Origin of the sequence: Pseudoalteromonas sp. MMG024 (assembly GCF_021654175.1) — a bacterium.
Lineage (GTDB): Bacteria > Pseudomonadota > Gammaproteobacteria > Enterobacterales > Alteromonadaceae > Pseudoalteromonas.
Map to the genome: position 1 here is coordinate 39,944 of NZ_JAKFZO010000010.1, position 19,867 is coordinate 59,810.

The window sequence follows — 19,867 nt, forward strand, 5'->3', positions numbered from 1 at the left end:
TAGGTTAAATCGTTAAAAGGCGCGTATTCACGTAATTATTAAGTGAACTTAATGCGCCTTTTCGTTTAGGTTCCATTTAGTTAACAACATTTGGTATTGCCCGTTGTGTTTAATGGCGTTGAGCGAGTTTGTTAGTTTTATCGCGAGTGTATGCTCTAATTTTTTGTTTGCCGTGATATGCAGTTCATTTGGAAAGTCAGGTAAATGCAGTTTTTTCTCAATTTTTGTTGGATCAAGGCCAATACTGGTAAGTTCTTTATCGAGATGTAAGGTATTAGTTAGCACTAAATCGGTACGATTTTTATAAAGCATTTTCATTAAGCTTTCAGGCTCTGGCGCAAGCACTAAATCGCGTTCAAGTGAAAAACCAGCGCTTTCTAAATAGCGTTGGCTAAAATACCCTCGCACTGTGCTAACGCGCAATCCTCGTGCACTGTGTAAGTTAAATAACTCAAATTGATTTCTTTTTAAACCAACTAAATAGGCGTGTGCGTGAAATACCGAACCTAAAAATAAGTATTTTGTTTCACGACCGGGAGTTTTAAGCAGCGATATCATAACTACATTCGGCTGCGACTGTAGTTCACGAAACGCTCTTGCTTGCGGCATTATTTCAATTTTGCCAGCGCACGCGCAGTCATCAAGTACCGCGTTAACAACATCAACTAAAAAGCCGTCTGGCTGGTTATTTTTATCTTTAAAATGAAGCGGGTATAAGTTTTCAGCGACAAAGCGCAGTTGTGTGGCAGAGCAAGTGACACTGGAAAAAAGAGTGAAAATAAGTATGACACATACAAGAACTGAACTTTTCATAAAGAACACACGACAATTACAACCCATTGCACACTTTGCCTAAATGTATGCGCTTTTTCCAGCCATCTAGCCTGATATGAGTCAGGCTTTAATTGTAGCTCAACACAAATAAACGCAAGTTGCTTAATCGTCTGGGCCTTTTAAGGTAAACACCAAGTGCTTGCGCATGTCTTTTAGTACCACACCTTTTTTCACCAGTGCCGCACTTAAGCGTTTTTGCCAAGTAAGCAGATTAGGCTCTGCAGCGACTAAGGCTTGCTCATTTTCGAACTGAAAACACAATAATAGTGAACCTGGAAACAAGTGATATTCAACATCAAACCAGCATTGCACCATACCCGGAATTTCCGCTAAGGCTTTTGCTTCTAGCGCATCGGCAATACTAAGCACCAAAGCTTGTTGTTTTAGTTGAACTTTTGAGAGTTTTTTCATTGTTTTTCGATGCTCACTAAGAAAATATCAAATGGAGGAAGCAAGGCGTTCAGCCTGCGAAACGTTGATTATACCAATTCTGTTAAGTATGTGATCAGCTACTTAAGCGATTTGGTATTATAACCAAGGATTTAACAGGCTACCAATGTTAGATTATCGGCTTTTATATATAAGGATTGTGAATTAAGCGCCAACAGCGTTACCTGCACAGTTGGCGAACAAGGGGTTAAGAAATTGACGGTAAATAGTGCGCCATCAGCTGCTTTGCGTCCGCTTGATACTCTTGGTACGACTTAACCTTAAAGAAAGTGCCTGCGCGATAATCCTCTCCCTGTCTGGTTTGATACATTTTTTCTAGCACTGTTTCATCATTCAAAAGTGCAAACAGTTGTGTTGCAGCTTGTGCATCGTCTAGCGGGTTATAGGTCTCAGGGTTGTTTTCATCGCGTTGGGTAAGATTTTCTAAACCAAGAGTAAAGGTGTCTAAATAAGCGATTTGCTGCTGGCGTGGATGATTTGTTAAGTCTTCGCCAAATTTGCTCAGCTGCCCGTCAGAAAACTCGTAATCTTCTAACAAATTAACGGTTTTACTCACCATATCTTGCACTGTTGTATACATGTTGTCGCCATGGCCTTTACGAAGATAAAGTGGGTTATCGGGGTCACGAGACGAAAAGGCGGAAAATTCTAAAAAGGCGCCCGATTTTTGCGTAATATCACCTAAAAATGAAACGATGTTTTGACGTGCGGCTTCATCTTCGTCGTGTAACTGATCAAGTAAACGTGTTCCAAGGTGATTATCAAACCCCAGTACATTTAACATTGCACTTTGCTGCTGCTCACTAAAATTAGTTAGTTTGTCGACTAAATCACCTGGGTTATCTGACGAAATGACACTTGATACAAAATTTTGTAGGTTATTCGCGCTTGAATCGGTACTAAAGTACAGATTGATTTCCGAGTAGGTACCGTCATCGCGACTATTTTTTTTGTATGTATTTACGGACTCGCTATAAAGTGCCGCTTGCGAAATAATTTTGTCTCGGTTTACTTCATTTTGGTTGGCAATCACGTCAATAAATTGCGCTATTTTTTCTTCTTCCGTGCGCGGAGGTTGGTATTCATTCACATGCACAAATAACATGCTTGCAGGCACAGACAAGCCCGAAATAGCACTTACTAATCCATTTAAATGCTCGTCGTCGAGCTGCCCTGACAATGATAAAAATTGTTCGTTTTTAAGAACATCTGTTTTTGCTAAATTAATGAAGTCTTCTTCAGAAAGTCGCTCATACAATGATGTAAGCTGCTGTTTTTGGTCATCGGATAAATTGGCTTGGTCGGGTTCAGCTAACCAACTGTTAAAGTCAAAATCAACAAGGTAAACCTGGCTAATAAATACAGAATCGGGTGCTATTTGGTCATTAGCGTTTACTTTTGCTGTGTTTACGGCTTGTTCAATACTGGCGTTTTTATTTTGCACCGCATTGGAGGGGTTTTCATAACTATTTATGCTAGGTAATTTCATAATCACGTCCTTGTTTGTGAATCAATATGTTATCGGCAGATTACCCCAATAATTTAGTGTTTATTTTGGCTTTGATTTTACTTGCTAGTTTGTAGATTCAGGCAGATACTTGCAGTTAATTCGGTGCTTTAAATTTAGCCATAAAACGCTTGTGCAAAGATATCGAACTAGGCAAAAAATGACGGCTTCTCGCTAGGCTTTTAAACTTAGTAGGGGCTATTTAGCGTGAAATTAATGAGCACATTAAGCCAAGAGTATATCGATTTATTAAAAGAAATTATTCGCCATCCGAGTGTGGTCGGGGCGGAGCATTCGTTTTTTCGTGTATTGCAGCGCGAGCTTGAAGAGCGAGGAGCCACTGTAACTTGGTACGAAGGACTATTAGTTGCGCAGGGTAAAAAGCCGTTCAGTGCAATGTTTTCAGCACATATTGACCGCCACGGTTTAATTTGCACAGGGCCGAACGAATTTCAATATGCAGCATTTATTGCTGCAAACCGCACTGATTTGCTCAATAACTCAGTGTCTGAAGAACTCATGACTAAAATCACCGAACGCTATAAGTCTACCCCGGTGTATGCTTATGAGCCTTGATCTGGTGCATATCGCGGGCAAGGCATGATCAAGCATTCCTATGTGTGTGAGTATCGAAATAACCTTATTTTTGAAATTGACGGCCTTGAAAGTGCCGTTGCCGGAACACCGGTTGCGTTTAAAGACAAACTGCGTATTTCCGAAGAGCGATTAACCGGTCAGCTCGATAATGTACTGTCGGCGGCAGCGCTCGTGCATTTATTTAGTTTGGGCTTTGAGGGCACAGTGTTTTTCACCGCGCAAGAAGAGGCAGGTAAAAGTTGGCGCTATTTATTGGAGTGTTTTCGTCGTTTTGGTGGCTCAACTAACCGCTTATTTGTGGTAGATACGAGCCCGTTTCCCGATGTTGAATCGGCCAATAAACAACATTTAGTGCTGCGAAAAAAAGATGCCAACGCTTCGTTTAATTCAGCGGCAACTAAGTTAGTGGAAAAAATCTGTAAAGAGCAGCAGTTAAGCTACATCTATAAAGATGAATATATGGAAAAAATAAATAAAGAGCTTGCCGCGCGGGGAGAAGCGCCACGCTCTATTGGTAGTACTGAGCTTGGTCGTATTATCGCCAGTTCGAATGGTTTAGTGGATGGTACAACTATTCAAGTGCCAACAACCAGCTACCACACAATGGATGAATCGGGCTCAATCGCATCGGTAGAAGCCTTTTTGAATGTGTTAATGGCCTTGTCAAAAAGAGGTTAATTATCAATAAAAAAGCGCCAGCATATGCTGGCGCTTTTGTTTTATAAGGTTATTGAGTTTATGCCAGTAGCAAAAAGCCAATCAGAAGCGGAATGTTCGCATTAACCGCAACCGCAAGAGTCAGTACAACAATGGGTGGAATTAAGCTGATAACGCTCGGCTCGGTCATTCAAATGGTTCCAATATTATGGTTACCTTTAAAGGTGTAAATCGCAGCAGTAGGCATGCGGATATCTGCTTAATATTGGGTTGGCCAGCGCTTAGTATGGCCCTTCTTGAAACATCACGGCGAAAATAAACAGGATTGCGTTTTGCGTCAATTTAAAATTTTTGTCTTATCAAAAAATAGTTTTAATCAATGGGTTTAATTATTAAATTTCAATATGTTATTAACCATTAAATGTGAGTATGCAAAATGTGGCGCTACGGAAGTTTTATTTTTCACTTAACAAAAACAGTTTAATTTAAACACCTCAACGCAAACTCAGTTACTTTAATTTATTTGAATAGCATAATGCGCTAACACTTTGGCTCTTCTTCATTACAACAAGGACTGTAACAATGACAAAAACGTTTTTTAATACTGAGCTTGCGCTTATTCAAGCGCCGATGGCGGGAGTACAAAATGCCAAATTGGCCGTTGCGGTTTGCAATGCAGGAGGGCTTGGGTCGTTGCCATGCGCCATGTTGACAAAAGAGCAGCTAGTTAGCGAATTAAACTACCTAACCTGTCATACTGATAAGCCCTACAACTTGAACTTTTTTTGCCACACCACGCCAAATTATAGCAAACAGCAACAAATGGATTGGCATCAATTACTCACCCCCTATTTTGCCGAGTTTCATATTGATGCATCAGGATTTTCAACCAGTGCATCGCGCACGCCTATTGATCAAAGTGTATTGGAGATTATCGCGCCATATAAACCGCCAATAGTGAGCTTTCATTTTGGCTTGCCAGCCAAGGAGATTGTGTCGCAAATTAAAAAGTGGGGTGGGCAAGTATGGTCATCGGCAACCACGTTTGAAGAAGCGTGTTTTTTAAAAGAAAACGGTGTTGATGCCATTATTGCACAGGGCATTGAAGCCGGTGGTCACCGCGGCCATTTTTTATCGACTAACATCACGCAGCAGCCAACAACCAAGCAATTGGTAAAACAATGTGTCACTTTAGACGTGCCAATTATTGCCGCTGGTGGTATTAGTAAACCTGAAGACGTTACGGCATTTCAGCAACTAGGTGCAGCAGCGGTACAAATTGGCAGCGCGTACTTATTAAGTAATGAAGCCACAACAAATGAGCTCTATCGCGCGGCACTAAAAAAGCCACACCAAACAGTGCTGACGACGGTATTCTCTGGTCGCCCTGCGCGCGGAATAGTAAACCGTGCGATAACTGAGCTTGGCAGCATGCCGTCACATGTGCCGCCATTTCCGTTTGCGTCAATTGCGATGACGGCGATCCGCGCCCGTGCAGAAGCTGCTGGCAAAAGTGATTTTTCGCCACTTTGGTGTGGTCAGCATTTTGTGGTGCGTGATGGCGTAAATGCAAGTGAGATTACTCAATTATTAATGCGAGGTTGGCACAATTGAATACGCCAAAAATCCTTGAGCTAGGCGATAGTTATCATCAACTTGCAAGCTTATTTGAGCAAAAGTTAGCGAGACAATTTGATATTAAAACCTACGCCAAAGGCGAGGTACTATTACAACAAGGCGAAACGCAACAGGCTGGGTTTTTAATTTTGTCGGGGGTGCTGGGTGCTTTGCACGCAAGTTCCGATGGCGGGCAAAAATGCAAAGAGTTTTATTTTAAAGATGAATTTGCACTGTTGTATGGCAATTGGCTAACGCACAGTCCTGCGCTTTATCAGCTAAAAGTAATACGTCAGGCTCGCGTAATTAAGGTGCCATTATCGTTAATGGAAAATGCAGATTGGCAGCCTATAAAACAACAGCTTATAACCCAACAGTTATTATTTAAAGAAGCCAAAGAGGCTTTTTTATTGCTCAATACGCCCGAACAACGCTATCAATATTTACTCGACAATAAACCTCATTGGTTAGAAACGCTCAGTTTGAACGAAGTGGCAATGTACTTAGGAGTGTCGGCAATATCATTGTCGCGCATTCGCCGTCGTTTAAATTTAATCACAATTAACTTAAGTTAAGGTTTTTACATTCGCGCCTGATTAGACTGCCCCTTTTTACAGGAGCCGTTATGTTTATTGTGTCGCAGTGTTTGGTAGCAATTGCTACTTTGCTTGATTTAGCCTCGTTTCAATTTAAATCGCGCAATGCGATTTTAACCTGCTTATTTACTTCGGTATTGTTTACCGCAGTGCACTTTTTCTTACTCGATAAAATAAGTGCTGCATGTTTAATGCTGCTGGCGGCATTGCGTTTTGGTTATTGTATTTTTGCACGAGATCCTCGTGTAATGCTTGGCTTTATGGCGATGAGTATTTCTGCGGTTTATATTACTTGGCATAGCTGGATAAGCCTAATTGCGCTGCTTGCGGCTTTACTGCAAACCTATGCGTCGTTTCAAGCAAATGATTTTACTTTGCGCTGTTTTATGATTGTTGGCACCTTATGTTGGATTTTGCACAATGTGTTGGTGTTTTCGCCAGTAGCTGTACTGATGGAAAGTGTTTTCTTAATGAGTAACCTGATTGGCTTGTGGCGTTTTTATGCCAAAAAGCGATTATCTGCTAGCGCGTAGTTAGGCTGTAAGGATTCGCGTCTAAGCTCAGGTGCATTGGCTGCAAATCCAACAATGTGTTTAAAAATAAGGCATACAGCTAAGAGTTTAGCTTGGTTACGTTGAATTTAGTGTGAATATCGGTAAAGTCAGCCTCCACTAAAATTTTGGAGCTGAACTTACCATGAGCACTGCCTTTTCTCGCCGCTTTCTTTCGTTAATAGACCAAATCACAGAAGGTAACAAAAAGCGTTTTGCTGAAGTAACCGGGCGCTCGGCTTCAACTATTTATCGTTTGTGTCGTGGTGGCAGCCGTCCATCGCTTGCTTACTTAGAACAATTAAGTGAGCAATTTAGCATTGATTTAAATTGGCTTATTACGGGTCAGCGCGCTACCGACGACGTTACCAACAACACTAAACCCGATATGGTACTTGCACCTAAGTTTGATGTAGAAGCCAGTGCGGGCTTTGGCCAAGTTGGCGCAGGGGAAGAGGTTTCTGACCATTTTGGTTTTTCGAAACAGTGGTTATCATCGCAATTAGGTGTGCATTCAGAGCAATTGGCGTTTGTTTCTGTACGCGGAGACAGCATGCAACCAACCCTAGAACACGGCGATATGATTTTAGTGGATATGTCGCAAAAGCAAGCGCATAAAGAAGATATTTATTTAGTACACACCGAAGATGGTTTACTAACTAAACGCTTAAAACCATTTAGTGGCGGCGTAAAAGTAATAAGTGATAACCCAGAATACCCAAGCTTTGAAATCACCCATGCTACAGGTGAACAAGCACGTATTGTTGGTCGAGTTGTGTGGTTTGGTCGCGATATTTAATTTAATCTAAATTGGGTTAAATTAGTTGTGAGCTAAGATTTGCTCACGGCTTAATTGCATGTGGTGCCAAAAGCGCGCGACATCTTCTTTATTATTGTTATAAAAATCGCGATTAAACGGCACGTACCAATAGGTGCGTTTTAACACTCCCTGACTGCTTATTACATGGTCTTGCTGATTTAATGCCTCAACCTGCGCAAGACCAATACGTTTTTCAACTATGTACCCATCAAGGCGACCGATAGCAACTTGATGAATACCTAAACTGAGGTCGTAGTCACTGTTTGCAGCGATGTTATGCTGTTTAATATATTGCTCAACTACGTAACCTGCCGGTGCTTGAAGGCCAAACTCTTTAATTTTTTTATAATAATTGACGTTAAATTCACCTTGTTTAGAAAATAGTTTTCCTGCTAACTCCGCTCGATGTAAGAATGAATTTCGTTTGTATAAAATCACATAATCTGCAGTGTTTATGTAATGTTGTTGTGTCATTGGAAACGCAAACTGTTTAGTGCGTTTAGGGGTTTTGATCATGGCAAAAAGGCCGTCATAAATGCCATCTTTAACCGCTTGTTGGCAACGTTTCCATGGCAATGCTGTAAAATAAAGTTCAATATTCGAGCTACTTGCCGCGTGTTCTAAAATATCCACTAACAAACCAGACGATGCTGAAGCTTGATTGTCACTTGAAATATAGGGAGGATACTCTTTATCTTCATGACAAAGTTGCCAAGGCTTAGCATTAATACTAAAGCTAACTAAAAGTAGCAATGTGAGCAAGGCGTTTAATATCATAGTATTTCGTTGTCGTTGAGTAGTGGTAATTATATGTGACTTGCCTGAAATAGCCATGCAAAAAAGCAGCTTACAAAACGCATTTTGGTCAACATTTGGTTAATTGTGTAAAACATAGCTAAGCACTATGTTTTTACGTTACTAACATATTTCAGTGTGACAGCGCTTATCGATTTTAGTTTAGTTACTTAGCCGCAGAAACAAGTAGCAATTTGGCATCTTTGCCATCGGTTAAAATGGCGATATTACCGCTATTGCTAACAAATACGTCGCGCAAGCGACCGCTTATTTCGGGGAATACGGCGGTTTGTTTAAAGCGATTATTGTTAATATCAACTGCGTACAGTTTTCTATCAACCAGCGTGGTAATAAATAGGTGTTTTTGCAGTGATGGGAACGCGCTATCTCGTGTGCCGTAGTAAGCCATGCCAGAAGGGGCGATAGAGGGTGTCCAATTAATGCTTGGTTGTTTCATACCCTTGTACTCAGTAAACGGAGAAATTCGCGCTTGTGAATAGTCTTTACCGTAGGTGATCACCGGCCAACCGTAATTCTCACCTGCGCTTAAAAAGTTAAGTTCGTCACCGCCCGCAGGGCCATGTTCATGACCTACAATGCGTTTTGCATCGTAATCGTACACAAGCCCTTGTGCATTGCGATGACCAAGAGAAAAAACCGCATGAGCACTTGGGTTTGTGTGAGCTTTAAATGGGTTGTCGTTAGGTATGCTGCCATCTAGGTTTATGCGTAGCATTTTTCCTAATTGACTCGTTACAACTTGTGCTTGTTCACGATAATCAAAGCCGTCGCCACTTGAAAACAGCAAGGTATTGTCAGGCAATATTAGTGCGCGCCCAGCATAATGTTGAGGTGTGCCTTTATCGGTAGCCACCGTATACATAATTTGAGGTTTTGAAAATTCTGTGCCATTAAACTGTGCTTTTGCGATGACTAAGCGGTTAGCACTTAAGTCGCCTTGAGCGTAGGTAAAATAAACGGTGTTTGATTGCACATAATCAGGTGCAAGCAGTATATCAAGTAAGCCACCTTGCCCTGCAAGGTACAGGCCTTCAAAGTTAAGGTTTACCCGTTTTTGGCTGTTGCCTTTTACCATTACAACATGGCCGTCTCGTTCAGTAATCAGCCAAGTTCCATCGGGTAATTCTACCATGCTCCAAGGCGTGTTTAATCCGGTTGCAAGGGTATGTATGTTGTAAGTTTCTAACGGTAAGGTGGTGTTCTTTGCAATGGCGCTTTTTGAAACACCAACAGATGTGACAAAACTTAAGGCGATACAAAGCAACCATTGTTTACAACCTAAGTGTTTGCTAGTGTGAGGGAATATTCCTTTGTTGAGTTGCGCTAACCTTGTTATTTTTAACACGTTTATTACCTTCGTTTTTAGTTGCATGGCTGCTGAGCTTTACCATAGCTAGCTTGTTCCATAGCCAATATGTTGTCAATCAGTTAGTAAATGTTGGGGTGGCGGTACCATTGGCTGATCGTCTTAATGTAATGGCGCAAGATTGGCTTGGCATGATCACAACCTATGGCGTGATCATCGCAGTTGCGTTGGCAATTGCGTTTACGGTTGCTAATTGGCTTAGCAAAAAATACGCTATTTCGCGCGACGTATGGTTTACCTTTGCAGGTATTGCGGCGCTTGCTACTGTGTTAATTGCGTTTGAACTTATTATGAAAATTAACGTGATTGCGGGCGCAAGAAGTTGGGGGTTTTATACCCAATTACTCGCTGGCGCCGCTGGTGGCTTTGTGTTCTCAAAAGTAAGTGCCGCGCTAACACATAAGTAGTTAAATATTAGTTTTAATTTAGGCTTATATTAGTACAGCTTATTATCTCCAAGCGACACTTCCATCTCGTTATTGCCTTTAACTGGGCCGCCAATCATTTCATCGTAGGCGCTGCTTTGGCGCACCACCTGTTTTTTAGCTTTTACATTTTGAAAACGCTGCTGTAGAGCCAATAGATTATGGTGTTTTATGCGTTCACCTCGCTCGTCGGTAATGATGTACTCTTGCCCTTCAACCACAGCACTTACGTTGTAAAGCGCTAAATCAAGGCTATTAAAAACAAGTTTTTCTACTTCAAAGTACTTTTCTAATTTGCTCAGTTTCATTGTCGTATTCTTATTTAAACCATAACTTTGTTTATTACGTAAACTATTTCAAATTAGATTAACCAGTAGCGTTAATTTTTATATGTTAGACAAGCTAATAGTTTGTTCTATTTACATATTTAGTAAAGCCAATAAAATAGGCAAGGCAACAACGGAATCGCCGTTAATCAAAACAACCATCGCTAACACAAATGGATTTAATATGCGCTCAATTGCAAAGCACTCGCACGACCTTGATTTAACCGAGAAAGATTGGTTTAGATACGCTTCCTTTCAGGGTAAATCATCGCTACAAGCAGATTCAGTAACGCGACTTCAGTCTTTGCCTGCGTTAGCGGTGTTATCAGGTTGGGCTGAAGTGTTTTTTGCCCTTTTGGTGATGGCTATTGCGCTATCAAGTTTGTATTTAGTAGAACATTACCCGCGTGGCATCGCTTTTTTAATTTGTTTAGGCAGCTTTTTAACGGTGTTTATTATTAAGCGCTTAGTAACGATTAAAAAGTATGGTTTTGGTAGTAAAAAAGTGATGACCATTAGCCAAAACCACATCGAAATTGAAGAACTTGCTAAAAAGGTCAAAAAAGGTGGCAGTGAGTTAGTCAATAAAAACGATATAAGCGAAGTGGTTTTTAACTACACCTATATTCGCAAAAACAAGCACCGAGTCGGTGGCGTTGCTAATAAAACACGCGCTGTTTTACATACTTGCGATATTCATTTACACGACGGTAAAACCATCTCCATCGACGCCATGCGCGTTGGGTTATTTAATGTTTTGTACCTATTAGTATTTCATCAATACCCACTTAAATTCAGAAACACCTCAGCCGGTGGTATAGGCACCATGTCGATTATTTTACTGCGATTATTCGCACTTGGCGCAATCGGCAATGCGTTAATTTTGTTAGGTAACAAGCTGTTTTAGTGTTTGGGTTTAATAATTTGCTTTAAACCTGACGTGTATTTGAAGCGAATATTTAGAATATGGTGGCAGGGCTTTAAATATTTAATGTTGATAGGAAACCCTCCAATTACACTGAAGAGCGAATAACGGACCTTTAGATTTTTTAAACCCTTACTTTTCAGCCTCTGAATTTAAACCTTTCCCCCATATTCAAGAAAGAGCGCAAATTTCGCACTTTTATCTTTCTCAAAAAATTAACCGCATGTATTTTTAATAATACTGGCAACTATTTATCAACTTTGTTAAAACTAAAGCATTCAGAAAAGTGCGCGATTGCAAATCAGAGAAATGCGCAATTTGCGCACTATTAAATTGTTATGAACCAAAAGGAAATATCATGAAAAAGGAAATTTTAATATCTTGTCTTTCGCTGTTGTCAGCTAATTCATATGCAGCTAAAGGTGATGCGGCCGAGTTAGCTATTAAGTTTCAACAGACTGTCAATCAAGGTAATTATGTAGATGCCATTCGTTACTGGGAGTCTTCTAAGCAAGACGAAATGTCTGTAAACGACGGACAACTTATCGGTACGTTGTTTTCTGGCGTAAGTTTACAAAAAGACACGATTGATACTCATTGCAGTAACAAAAATTGTATGGTGTCGGCTCAACACAAAGATGACGCTGGTAAAACCCGTAAAATCACTTATACATTCGTCATGAATGGCAGTTTGTTTCTGAGTAATATTCAAACTACTGGTTCATAACACATATGAACCTTCTACGGTCAAGTAAGCATAACGATTCTTTTTAGCTGCTTTTAAGCAGCTAATTTGTTTTAGCAATCGTTTAAATCTGTTCAACTTCGTTATGTCGGTTAGCCGTTAAAATCGTTTACGGCAAACACATATTGAGGGTCTCTTATTGCGAGCTCATCGCTGCCTAAATCAGTCGATACAACTTATCGTTTAGGGCCACTAGACATTCATCGGTTAACCTTAATCTAGCGCTACTCAAGGGGATGGTTCATTCGTCCAGTTAGTTAAAGGCTCAGCCAAGGTGTAAACGATTCAATTCATTGCTTAAATTAATGCGCACCAATGGGGTGTCTAATCAAGGCCAAATAGCTTATTACTTCGACAACACTTACCTGTCACATTCAGCTTTTGCTGACTTAAACACAAATAACGCGTGGTTGTTCATGTCTATCAGCTTTTATTTTCTGATGAACCACTTTATTGCCACGCTCATCAAGAATGCAAACGTATAAAATGCGTGCATGAAGGTCAATTCCACAATAATATTTGTGAAAAGTAGTATAGAATTTCATTGAGCTTTCTCCTTTTGGTTTGGTCGCCTTGAAGTTTAGCTGTTCGCTAAACTTCGGGGAGAATGTTCAATAAGTATCAAGCGCATAAACACGGACGCGCCCAGGCGGCATTTTTTGGGTTGGCGGGGTCGTGTAAACGAGTTACAGTCTAATCAATAAGTTAGTCAACGGGCGCGCCAGTTATGCGGGGCGTTACGAATGTCAGTTGTTGGCACAAAGCGGAAGTAACCCTCTGAATTTAAATATGTATCCTACAGTAATGAGCCAATAACGGTTGTTGATAAAACTATTATGGACACATGCAAAATGCAAAGCAGTTCCCCATTTTTAAAGGAGAATAGATTGGGATTAAAAGTAAATATATATTCAGCCAAAACAACGAGCTCTTCATATTCTTTAGATATCGAAACTCTTTCTATTGAGTTTGCAATTGGCATTATTTGTACTGTAATAGCTATTGCGGGTTATCAATCGCAATTATTATTAATTTTTATCCCATTTCTAATTATTGCAGTTGCCTGTTTTTCTCTAATTTCATACAACTTATATCAGTATTTTTCAGATAAGAAAAACAGCCAAAGTTCATCTACCAAAAAGTCAGATTAACTGATTCACAAAGCCTATTGTATGGAGATAATTACCAGAAATTCTGAGAGTTGTTATTCGTTAGCTTTATTTGCAATTAATGGGGGGATGTTGATTTTTTCTCGAACGACCGAATTTGGCACTCTGCTGCCATTGATTCAAATTAGCAGGTTATACTTTCAATTTCGTTGCGCTCGATTGTTAACATATAGCTACATTAAGCGTTTGCGCTTCAATCTTAATCTATTGCTTCTAGTATTATTCAGTTAAAGTGATAAAGGTGGTCTTTTCGTTGAAGTAATGAAATGATGGAAAATGCTGTTGAACAAGCAATTGAAAATATTCGCTTAAAGTCAAAAGGGGTGTTGAGCGTTATTGACTGCCCTGTGACGATTAACTTTCACCCTGATCGTTTTACTAATCAAAATGAGCCGCTGTTGCTCGCAATAGCAAAAACGGATTATTTACAATCGCAATTTGAAACAGGCACCAGTAATGGCGGTTTAACAGCGTATGCTGGTGGAGAGCGCTGGCTTTGGGAGCAGTGCGTATTTGATGGCGCATACGATAACGCTGCAAACGCATTAAGGCCAAAGTATGGCGCGCTTAACTTTCGCAAGTATGAATTTGGCGCATCCCCGCGTTTTGGTTCTGCGTATTTTCAGTTAAAACCACATGTACTTAGCCGTACTACTTTTTGCTACCCAGACAGCTATTTTGAACCCGAAGACTTTGCCGTGTTTAGTCATGTTCAATCACTAATAGATAAAGCATATGTAGCAAGTGAAGACTTACTTGATGACTATATCGAAGCGCATATTCATGGTGAAATCTCGCTACAAGACGATGTTGAATGTGTGGTACTCGATCCTATCTATCGCGGTACTGAAATTGAGCTGCAAGCAAACACATTATATGTGCCTGTAAAGTGGCACCAAGGTTTTTCGCTTAGTATAGAGGCGATGCAGCAATACCCAGATTATCGCGGCTTGCAGTTTATTGAATTGGCAAAACGGCTTGCTATAAACGGCAAAATTAATGCAAAAATAGTCGGCGAAGCAGTGACAAAACTTGATTATGATGAACAAGATATCAAAAAAATATGGCACTATTTAGCTAGGTTTGGTTATCCGTCGTGATATTTTAATTAAATACTTTTGACTCATCTTTATAAATTACTTTAGCTCGCTAAAACTAGAACAAAAACCAGGGAAGAGAAAATGAAAAGTGTAATTTCGATTATCTTAATGCTTTTGTTTCAAGCATCAGTATATGCTTCGGAAATAATCGAGTTTGGCATTGCAACATCTATAAAATCTGAGGTGATGAAAGAAAATAGACCTTACATGGTTTATTTGCCGCCTTCGTATGAAAAAAACAGTAATACTTATCCGGTTATTTATCTTTTAGATGGTGATATTCATAGGTTTAAAGGCTTTGTTGGAGTACTTGAATCGCTAAGTAGCCAAACGTTAGACAATCAAGTCAAAGAAGCCATTGTTGTTGCTATACCTAATACCAATCGCTCACGAGATCTTACACCTTCTATTTTAAAAGAATGGACGTTTAGAGGCCGCGTTTTAGATACGTTTGACCAAACGGGTAATGCGCTTAACTTTACTACTTTTCTTAAAACAGAGCTTATCCCGCATATTGAAAAAACATATCGAGCCTCTGAAAAACGTGTGTTAGTGGGAGAGTCATTTGGCGGTTTATTTGCATCTAATGTGATTGTATTTACGCCAACTATGTTTAGCGATTATTTAATTATTGACCCTACCGCGCTTTGGGATAACGACTATTTAAATAGAGCTTATTTAGCTAACGCTAAAAATACAAAGCTTGATATCAATGTGTTTTTTGCTTTCGCAAATAATAGCCACCTTGGTGATATAGGCTTAACAAATTATGCGTGGGGTTCAGCCTTTGCCACTTCAATAATTAAGCATTCAAATGATATTGCTAAGCAGCGGTATTTTGAAAGCGAAACCCATGGCACTGTTGCTTTGCTGGCTTGGTACAATGGCCTTAAAACACTTTTACCATCAGAAAAAAATGAGCATTAGATAAGTATCATATTAAAAGCTTGTTACAAAGTAAGGAAGAACAAAAGCTGAAGCAAGTTGACATAACTTACAACACGCCTTAGCATGCGGTTAAGGTTTTAGAGACGCCTTCTCCGCTAAAGACGATGTCACTCTCATCAAAATACATTCAAACGTTCGAAACAAATAAGTTTGGTAATCGCGGAACACCAAAAGAACTTAGGAGTTTTGATTTGTTATGAATCTGCAATCTTACCCCCGTAATTTTGGGTTGTTATCTGCCAAATTACATGAATCTTTTCGAGCAGCACTGCCGTTAGCTGTATTACTATTTTATATTTATTCCTTTTATTCCTTTTATTCCTTTTATTCCTTTTATTCCTTTAATTACTTTGGCTTTGTGGCGTTTTTAGAATTGCCATTTGTCACTTTATTTTCAATATTAAGTGATTATGGCCATACATTTATAGTGCTTTTAACGGCTGTTTTAGGCGCGCTGTCGATTTACCAAATGGCGCAAGCTAGCAAGGAGGTGCTTTAATGGAATATGCATTAAAACACGCCAAATCATTAGCAAAAACGCTGCTAAAAGAGGCAAAAAGTGGTAACGCAAATGTATTAAAACGGCTAAAAAAGTATTACAGGCTAGATGAAAATCACCCGACAGAGTTAAAGCTAAAAATGTGTCAGCACCTTGTTGCGAAAGAAGCGGGGCTATTTGATTGGCAACAGTTGCATCAGCTGTTATCGGCAGAAGTTGCTGATAATACTGGGCAAACTAATTTTGGTAGTGTGTTGCATTCAAGTGCATGCGACCGTTTTTTAAATAAATGGTTTGCAAGTTATCAAGAGGCGCAGCGGGCATTAACGAAACACAGTTATTTAGTGCCGTTTAAGCATCAATTTATGGTGGTAAAAGGTCATTATTTCGCTGAAATAGGTATTAGCAATATGCCAGGACTCAGTGAATTTAATAATGACTTGGTAAAAGCGTATCCAAGTGAAACATGGGATAAACTAGTAGCGCAGGTATTTGCCGCTAAGCGCTCAAAGTTGAAGCAAACAGCTAACCAAACTTAGTTTGTTAACTGCCAGCACTGAAATTAAGTGAGAGACATAAAACACTCATGTGTCATTAGCATGAGTGTTTTTTATGGTATTTTTAGCTGTTGATTATGAATTCCCTGTAATCAAACAAGGTATCTTCCAAAACTCTTACTTTGTTGTTTATTAATTACTTTTTAACGCTGTTACCTTATGCGCTTTTGTTACAGCGCGAAAATCCAAAACTAACAATGTTACGTGTAACTGCCCATACTCATTTTACCGTTCGTGATAACGATAAGGCTTGCCCGAGTCTGTAAGCCTTTTTTATGGTTTTGCTAAACCAATACTACTGATAAGGCCCTTATTAAAAATAGCGTTTGACAACGCTGTCAAAAAGTACCAGTATTCGGTACGTTAATTTATTGTTAACGTTTCCAAGAATAACTAACCTCAGGCTCAGATAACAAATAGTGAAAGTACATAAGTTGAAATAGATAAAGCTGTTTTAAAGCGCTTGCGACAAGTGTTTGTAAAATTCAAGGCATAGACCTTGGAACAATAGCGCGCATTAAGAGTGAATTTATTGCCAACACATTTTACGGTTAAGCCAGTAAAAGTAACCGTTAGAAGCACATTCGTTATCTCCACTTGAGGTTAACCAATAAGGGCAGAAAAATGAAAAGAACACAGTTAGCGTTGGTGGCGCTAAATTTAGCGCTGTTAACGCCACTTGCGACGCACGCACTTAATGTGCAACCCGACCCACAAAACCCAAATGGTTATGTGCTGTTAAAAAGCGAAGTAGCGACTGCGGCACAAACTAAAACCGCAAACCCAATGTACGCAATTTGGTCAGATGCGCTACGCACCGCTGATAACACGTTAGTTGAGGCGATTTTGCCAAATGCCGCTAGCAACCCCGCCAATGTAAAGCGCGCAGAGCGGGTTTTTGGTCAAGCGCAATGGGACTTTTTAACTCAAATGGCTGCACCTGAGTATACTTACACGCGTTTTTTACGCGCAATTGGTAAGTTCCCAGCGTTTTGTGGTGATTATAGCGATGGACGAGATGCCGATGCGATTTGTCAACGATCAATCGTCACCGCATTTGCCCATTTTGCCCAAGAAACGGGCGGCCATATTGCAAAAGATAATACTTCAGATAACCCGCAAGGTTTGGAAGAATGGCAACAAGCGCTTGTACACGTACGAGAAATGGGCTGGTCTGAAGGGCAACCCGGTTACACCACGGGATGTGGTCAAAATGACTGGCAAAATCGTCGCTGGCCATGTGCACCAAATCAAGGGTATTTTGGTCGCGGTGCAAAACAATTGTCGTATCATTTTAACTATGGCGCTTTCTCAGAAGCGATGTTTGATGGTGATGCCACGGTACTGTTAAATAACCCAGCACTGGTTGCAGACTCATGGTTAAATTTAGCCTCGGCGATTTGGTTTTTCTTAACGCCACAAGCGCCCAAGCCGGCAATGTTACATGTGATAGATCGCACATGGACACCGTCAGAGCGCGAAACATCTGCAGGGATCGGATACGGTTTTGGCACTACCATCAACATTATTAATGGTGGCATTGAATGTGGTGCACAAAATAAAGATAAAGGTCAGCCGGTAAATCGCATTCGCTACTGGGAAGGGCTTTCTGCGCATTATCAAATACCGATTGAAATGGATGAGGAAAATACGTGTTGGCAACAAACCCCGTATGGCAGCTTAAATTTAGAAGGCGCAACCGACGTGCTTTACACCAACTGGGAAGGCGACTGGGCGTATTACGCAGATAGACCCGGTGGTTATGCATTTGAGTGTAAACTAGTGGCATATCAAACGGCGTATTCGGCGTTAGTACCGGGCGATTATGAAAAATGCGTTACTAATTTCTATGCCTCACACGCCAATTGGCCTGAAGTAAGGTTAGTTGATACCTTGCCCGATCCAGTCGAACCGCCATCAACAGGCAACGCTTGGTCTGCGGATAAGGTTTATGTGCAAGGCGATAAAGTGGTGTATCAAAACGCTGAATACCAAGCAAAATGGTGGACACAAGGTGATGTACCAAGCGCGGGTGGTCCATGGCAATTAATTGGTGAGGTAACTCCGCCAACAGAGCCACCTAGCGAACCGCCTGCTGAGCCACCAGTCGAGCCACCAACAACGGTTGCACAGTGGCAATCAACAGCAGTTTATGTGGGCGGCGACAAAGCGGTGTTTGAAGGCAAAACCTACACGGCAAAATGGTGGAATCAGGGCGAACAACCAAATACCAGCAATGCTTGGCAATAATTAAGCGGCTTTTAAGCAATTAGCCGATTTAAATTAACCACAAATGAAAAAGCGCACATAGATGAGTGCGCTTTTTTTGTTCACATGGCGAAGGGGTAATAAATTTGGCTAGTGTAAAGGTGAGCAACACCTTATCGACCCTTCATTTAGTTAAACGTTACAATTTATAAAAACGATCAATTAACGTTTAAATATGCAAATAAAATATCTAGGGTTTTGTTTTTATAAATATATTTTTACAGTGTACTTTTTCGGTGTACCCTAGTCACTCACATTTTTTAACGCAGGATGCGCATTATGCCTTTCAATTTGCGACCATTCGGTCTTTTCTTTATTGCAACTATGGCTCTGAGTGGCTGTGGCGAGACGCCTTGGTATGAAAAAGACAGTGACGGTGACGATATACTGGACGTGATTGATGATTACCCATTTGATGCAACCAAACATCATTATCCGGTATTTATTGAGCAAGAACCGAATGATAATCCAGGCATTGCGACACCTGCGAAACTCGATGATGGCTTTATTGCTGCTGGCACAATTTCATCGCGTGTTGATAAAGGGGATTTATTTGGCTTTGATGCGTCAGAAGGAACGATGATCACTGCTTTTTTTACGACACAAGCAGAGCGCTTTTCTCCACAAGTGTATATTTCAAATGCCGATGGTTTGGTTATCGATAGCTATGTTATGAAGCCATTTTCAAAAGATGGCACCTATGTTGTTCACTTTCAATTGTTTAAAGCGGGCCGTTATCAACTAAGCGTAATGGATAACAACTATGCGGGTGGCGATGATTTAAGCTATAAAATTACCGTATTCCACGACACGGATGTAGATGCCTTTGACGACCGAAAAGAGCGTAGGTTATTGAGCGATGTAAATAAAAACGACCAAGATAATGATGGCATTATTGATGGCTTAGAGTATTTGTTAGCGCGCTCAGTAAAGCTGCTTGATGTTGATAATGATGGCCAATTTAACTGGCAAGATGACGACTCAGACGGTGACGGCACAGCCGACAAGCAAGAAGGTAAACAAGATAAAAATAATAACGGTCAACCAGATTTTTTAGAAAAGGGTTAGTTAACTACCTTCGAATCTGCTATTAG

The 19,867-nt window shown here is 40.4% G+C and carries 20 protein-coding genes and 2 pseudogenes; 15 read left to right on the top strand and 7 right to left on the bottom strand.

Going from position 1 to position 19,867, the window contains the following annotated elements; genetic code table 11:
- Window positions 1–48: 48 nt before the first annotated feature.
- The 3 genes from L1068_RS11150 to L1068_RS11160 all read right to left on the bottom strand — a co-directional run bounded on the left by L1068_RS11150 (window position 49) and on the right by L1068_RS11160 (window position 2,773).
- Entirely contained in the window at window positions 49–813 is a 765-nt protein-coding gene (locus L1068_RS11150; protein ID WP_237130325.1) for a transporter substrate-binding domain-containing protein, read from the bottom strand.
- A 123-nt stretch (window positions 814–936) separates the two neighbouring features.
- On the bottom strand, window positions 937–1,245 hold the full coding sequence (locus L1068_RS11155; protein WP_054980280.1) for a hypothetical protein: 309 nt from the start codon (window positions 1,243–1,245) through the stop codon (window positions 937–939).
- Window positions 1,246–1,471: 226 nt separating this feature from the next.
- A complete protein-coding gene (locus L1068_RS11160) occupies window positions 1,472–2,773 on the bottom strand; it encodes a hypothetical protein (protein WP_237130326.1) in 1,302 nt (433 codons plus the stop codon).
- Between the two features lie 234 nt (window positions 2,774–3,007).
- On the opposite strand from L1068_RS11160, the pseudogene L1068_RS11165 reads away from it, so the two are divergent.
- The 5 genes and pseudogenes from L1068_RS11165 to L1068_RS11185 all read left to right on the top strand — a co-directional run bounded on the left by L1068_RS11165 (window position 3,008) and on the right by L1068_RS11185 (window position 7,608).
- Window positions 3,008–4,066, top strand: a pseudogene (locus L1068_RS11165) (peptidase M42).
- A 561-nt stretch (window positions 4,067–4,627) separates the two neighbouring features.
- Complete coding sequence (locus L1068_RS11170; RefSeq protein WP_237130327.1) at window positions 4,628–5,659, top strand: nitronate monooxygenase; 1,032 nt, start codon at window positions 4,628–4,630, stop codon at window positions 5,657–5,659.
- Complete coding sequence (locus L1068_RS11175) at window positions 5,656–6,237, top strand: Crp/Fnr family transcriptional regulator (protein WP_237130328.1); 582 nt, start codon at window positions 5,656–5,658, stop codon at window positions 6,235–6,237. Before L1068_RS11170 ends, L1068_RS11175 begins: the two co-directional genes overlap by 4 nt.
- A gap of 50 nt (window positions 6,238–6,287) precedes the next feature.
- Window positions 6,288–6,791 carry a YgjV family protein gene (locus tag L1068_RS11180; RefSeq protein ID WP_237130329.1) on the top strand — a complete coding sequence of 168 codons (504 nt, stop codon included), beginning with the start codon at window positions 6,288–6,290 and terminating at the stop codon, window positions 6,789–6,791.
- Window positions 6,792–6,954: 163 nt separating this feature from the next.
- The gene (locus L1068_RS11185; protein ID WP_237130330.1) at window positions 6,955–7,608 is read left to right on the top strand and encodes an XRE family transcriptional regulator; all 654 of its coding nucleotides are present in this window, start codon (window positions 6,955–6,957) and stop codon (window positions 7,606–7,608) included.
- Window positions 7,609–7,629: 21 nt separating this feature from the next.
- On the opposite strand, the gene L1068_RS11190 is transcribed toward L1068_RS11185, so the two are convergent.
- Both L1068_RS11190 and L1068_RS11195 read right to left on the bottom strand, forming a co-directional pair.
- Window positions 7,630–8,406 carry a transporter substrate-binding domain-containing protein gene (locus L1068_RS11190; protein WP_237130331.1) on the bottom strand — a complete coding sequence of 259 codons (777 nt, stop codon included), beginning with the start codon at window positions 8,404–8,406 and terminating at the stop codon, window positions 7,630–7,632.
- 184 nt (window positions 8,407–8,590) lie between these two features.
- A complete protein-coding gene (locus L1068_RS11195; RefSeq protein WP_237130332.1) occupies window positions 8,591–9,790 on the bottom strand; it encodes a PQQ-dependent sugar dehydrogenase in 1,200 nt (399 codons plus the stop codon).
- Here L1068_RS11195 and L1068_RS11200 point away from each other — a divergent pair.
- A complete protein-coding gene (locus L1068_RS11200; RefSeq protein ID WP_237130333.1) occupies window positions 9,775–10,218 on the top strand; it encodes a hypothetical protein in 444 nt (147 codons plus the stop codon). The two genes, L1068_RS11195 and L1068_RS11200, sit on opposite strands and share 16 nt — an antisense overlap.
- A 29-nt stretch (window positions 10,219–10,247) precedes the next feature.
- Here the strand turns inward: L1068_RS11200 and L1068_RS11205 are convergent, their stop codons facing one another.
- Complete coding sequence (locus L1068_RS11205; RefSeq protein ID WP_237130334.1) at window positions 10,248–10,544, bottom strand: DUF6482 family protein; 297 nt, start codon at window positions 10,542–10,544, stop codon at window positions 10,248–10,250.
- A gap of 202 nt (window positions 10,545–10,746) precedes the next feature.
- Here L1068_RS11205 and L1068_RS11210 point away from each other — a divergent pair, with 202 nt between their 5' ends.
- Window positions 10,747–11,469 carry a hypothetical protein gene (locus tag L1068_RS11210; protein ID WP_237130335.1) on the top strand — a complete coding sequence of 241 codons (723 nt, stop codon included), beginning with the start codon at window positions 10,747–10,749 and terminating at the stop codon, window positions 11,467–11,469.
- A gap of 376 nt (window positions 11,470–11,845) precedes the next feature.
- Window positions 11,846–12,214 carry a hypothetical protein gene (locus L1068_RS11215; protein ID WP_237130336.1) on the top strand — a complete coding sequence of 123 codons (369 nt, stop codon included), beginning with the start codon at window positions 11,846–11,848 and terminating at the stop codon, window positions 12,212–12,214.
- Window positions 12,215–12,663: 449 nt separating this feature from the next.
- Here the strand turns inward: L1068_RS11215 and L1068_RS11220 are convergent.
- A pseudogene (locus L1068_RS11220) lies at window positions 12,664–12,777 on the bottom strand (IS110 family transposase); the annotation flags it as partial.
- 342 nt (window positions 12,778–13,119) lie between these two features.
- On the opposite strand from L1068_RS11220, the gene L1068_RS11225 reads away from it, so the two are divergent.
- The 7 genes from L1068_RS11225 (at window position 13,120) to L1068_RS11255 (ending at window position 19,841) form a co-directional block, all read left to right on the top strand.
- Window positions 13,120–13,383, top strand: a complete 264-nt coding sequence (locus L1068_RS11225; RefSeq protein ID WP_237130337.1) for a hypothetical protein — start codon at window positions 13,120–13,122, stop codon at window positions 13,381–13,383.
- Window positions 13,384–13,667: 284 nt separating this feature from the next.
- Window positions 13,668–14,501, top strand: coding sequence for a DUF3626 domain-containing protein (locus L1068_RS11230; RefSeq protein WP_237130338.1), 834 nt, complete (start codon window positions 13,668–13,670; stop codon window positions 14,499–14,501).
- 81 nt (window positions 14,502–14,582) lie between these two features.
- Window positions 14,583–15,428 carry an alpha/beta hydrolase-fold protein gene (locus tag L1068_RS11235; RefSeq protein ID WP_237130339.1) on the top strand — a complete coding sequence of 282 codons (846 nt, stop codon included), beginning with the start codon at window positions 14,583–14,585 and terminating at the stop codon, window positions 15,426–15,428.
- A 217-nt stretch (window positions 15,429–15,645) separates the two neighbouring features.
- Complete coding sequence (locus tag L1068_RS11240) at window positions 15,646–15,948, top strand: hypothetical protein (protein WP_237130340.1); 303 nt, start codon at window positions 15,646–15,648, stop codon at window positions 15,946–15,948.
- A complete protein-coding gene (locus tag L1068_RS11245) occupies window positions 15,948–16,487 on the top strand; it encodes a hypothetical protein (RefSeq protein WP_237130341.1) in 540 nt (179 codons plus the stop codon). The genes L1068_RS11240 and L1068_RS11245 overlap by 1 nt, the downstream gene beginning before the upstream one ends.
- Before the next feature lie 642 nt (window positions 16,488–17,129).
- Window positions 17,130–18,755, top strand: coding sequence for a chitinase (locus tag L1068_RS11250; protein ID WP_237130342.1), 1,626 nt, complete (start codon window positions 17,130–17,132; stop codon window positions 18,753–18,755).
- Between the two features lie 297 nt (window positions 18,756–19,052).
- On the top strand, window positions 19,053–19,841 hold the full coding sequence (locus tag L1068_RS11255; RefSeq protein WP_237130343.1) for a hypothetical protein: 789 nt from the start codon (window positions 19,053–19,055) through the stop codon (window positions 19,839–19,841).
- Window positions 19,842–19,867 lie beyond the last annotated feature (26 nt).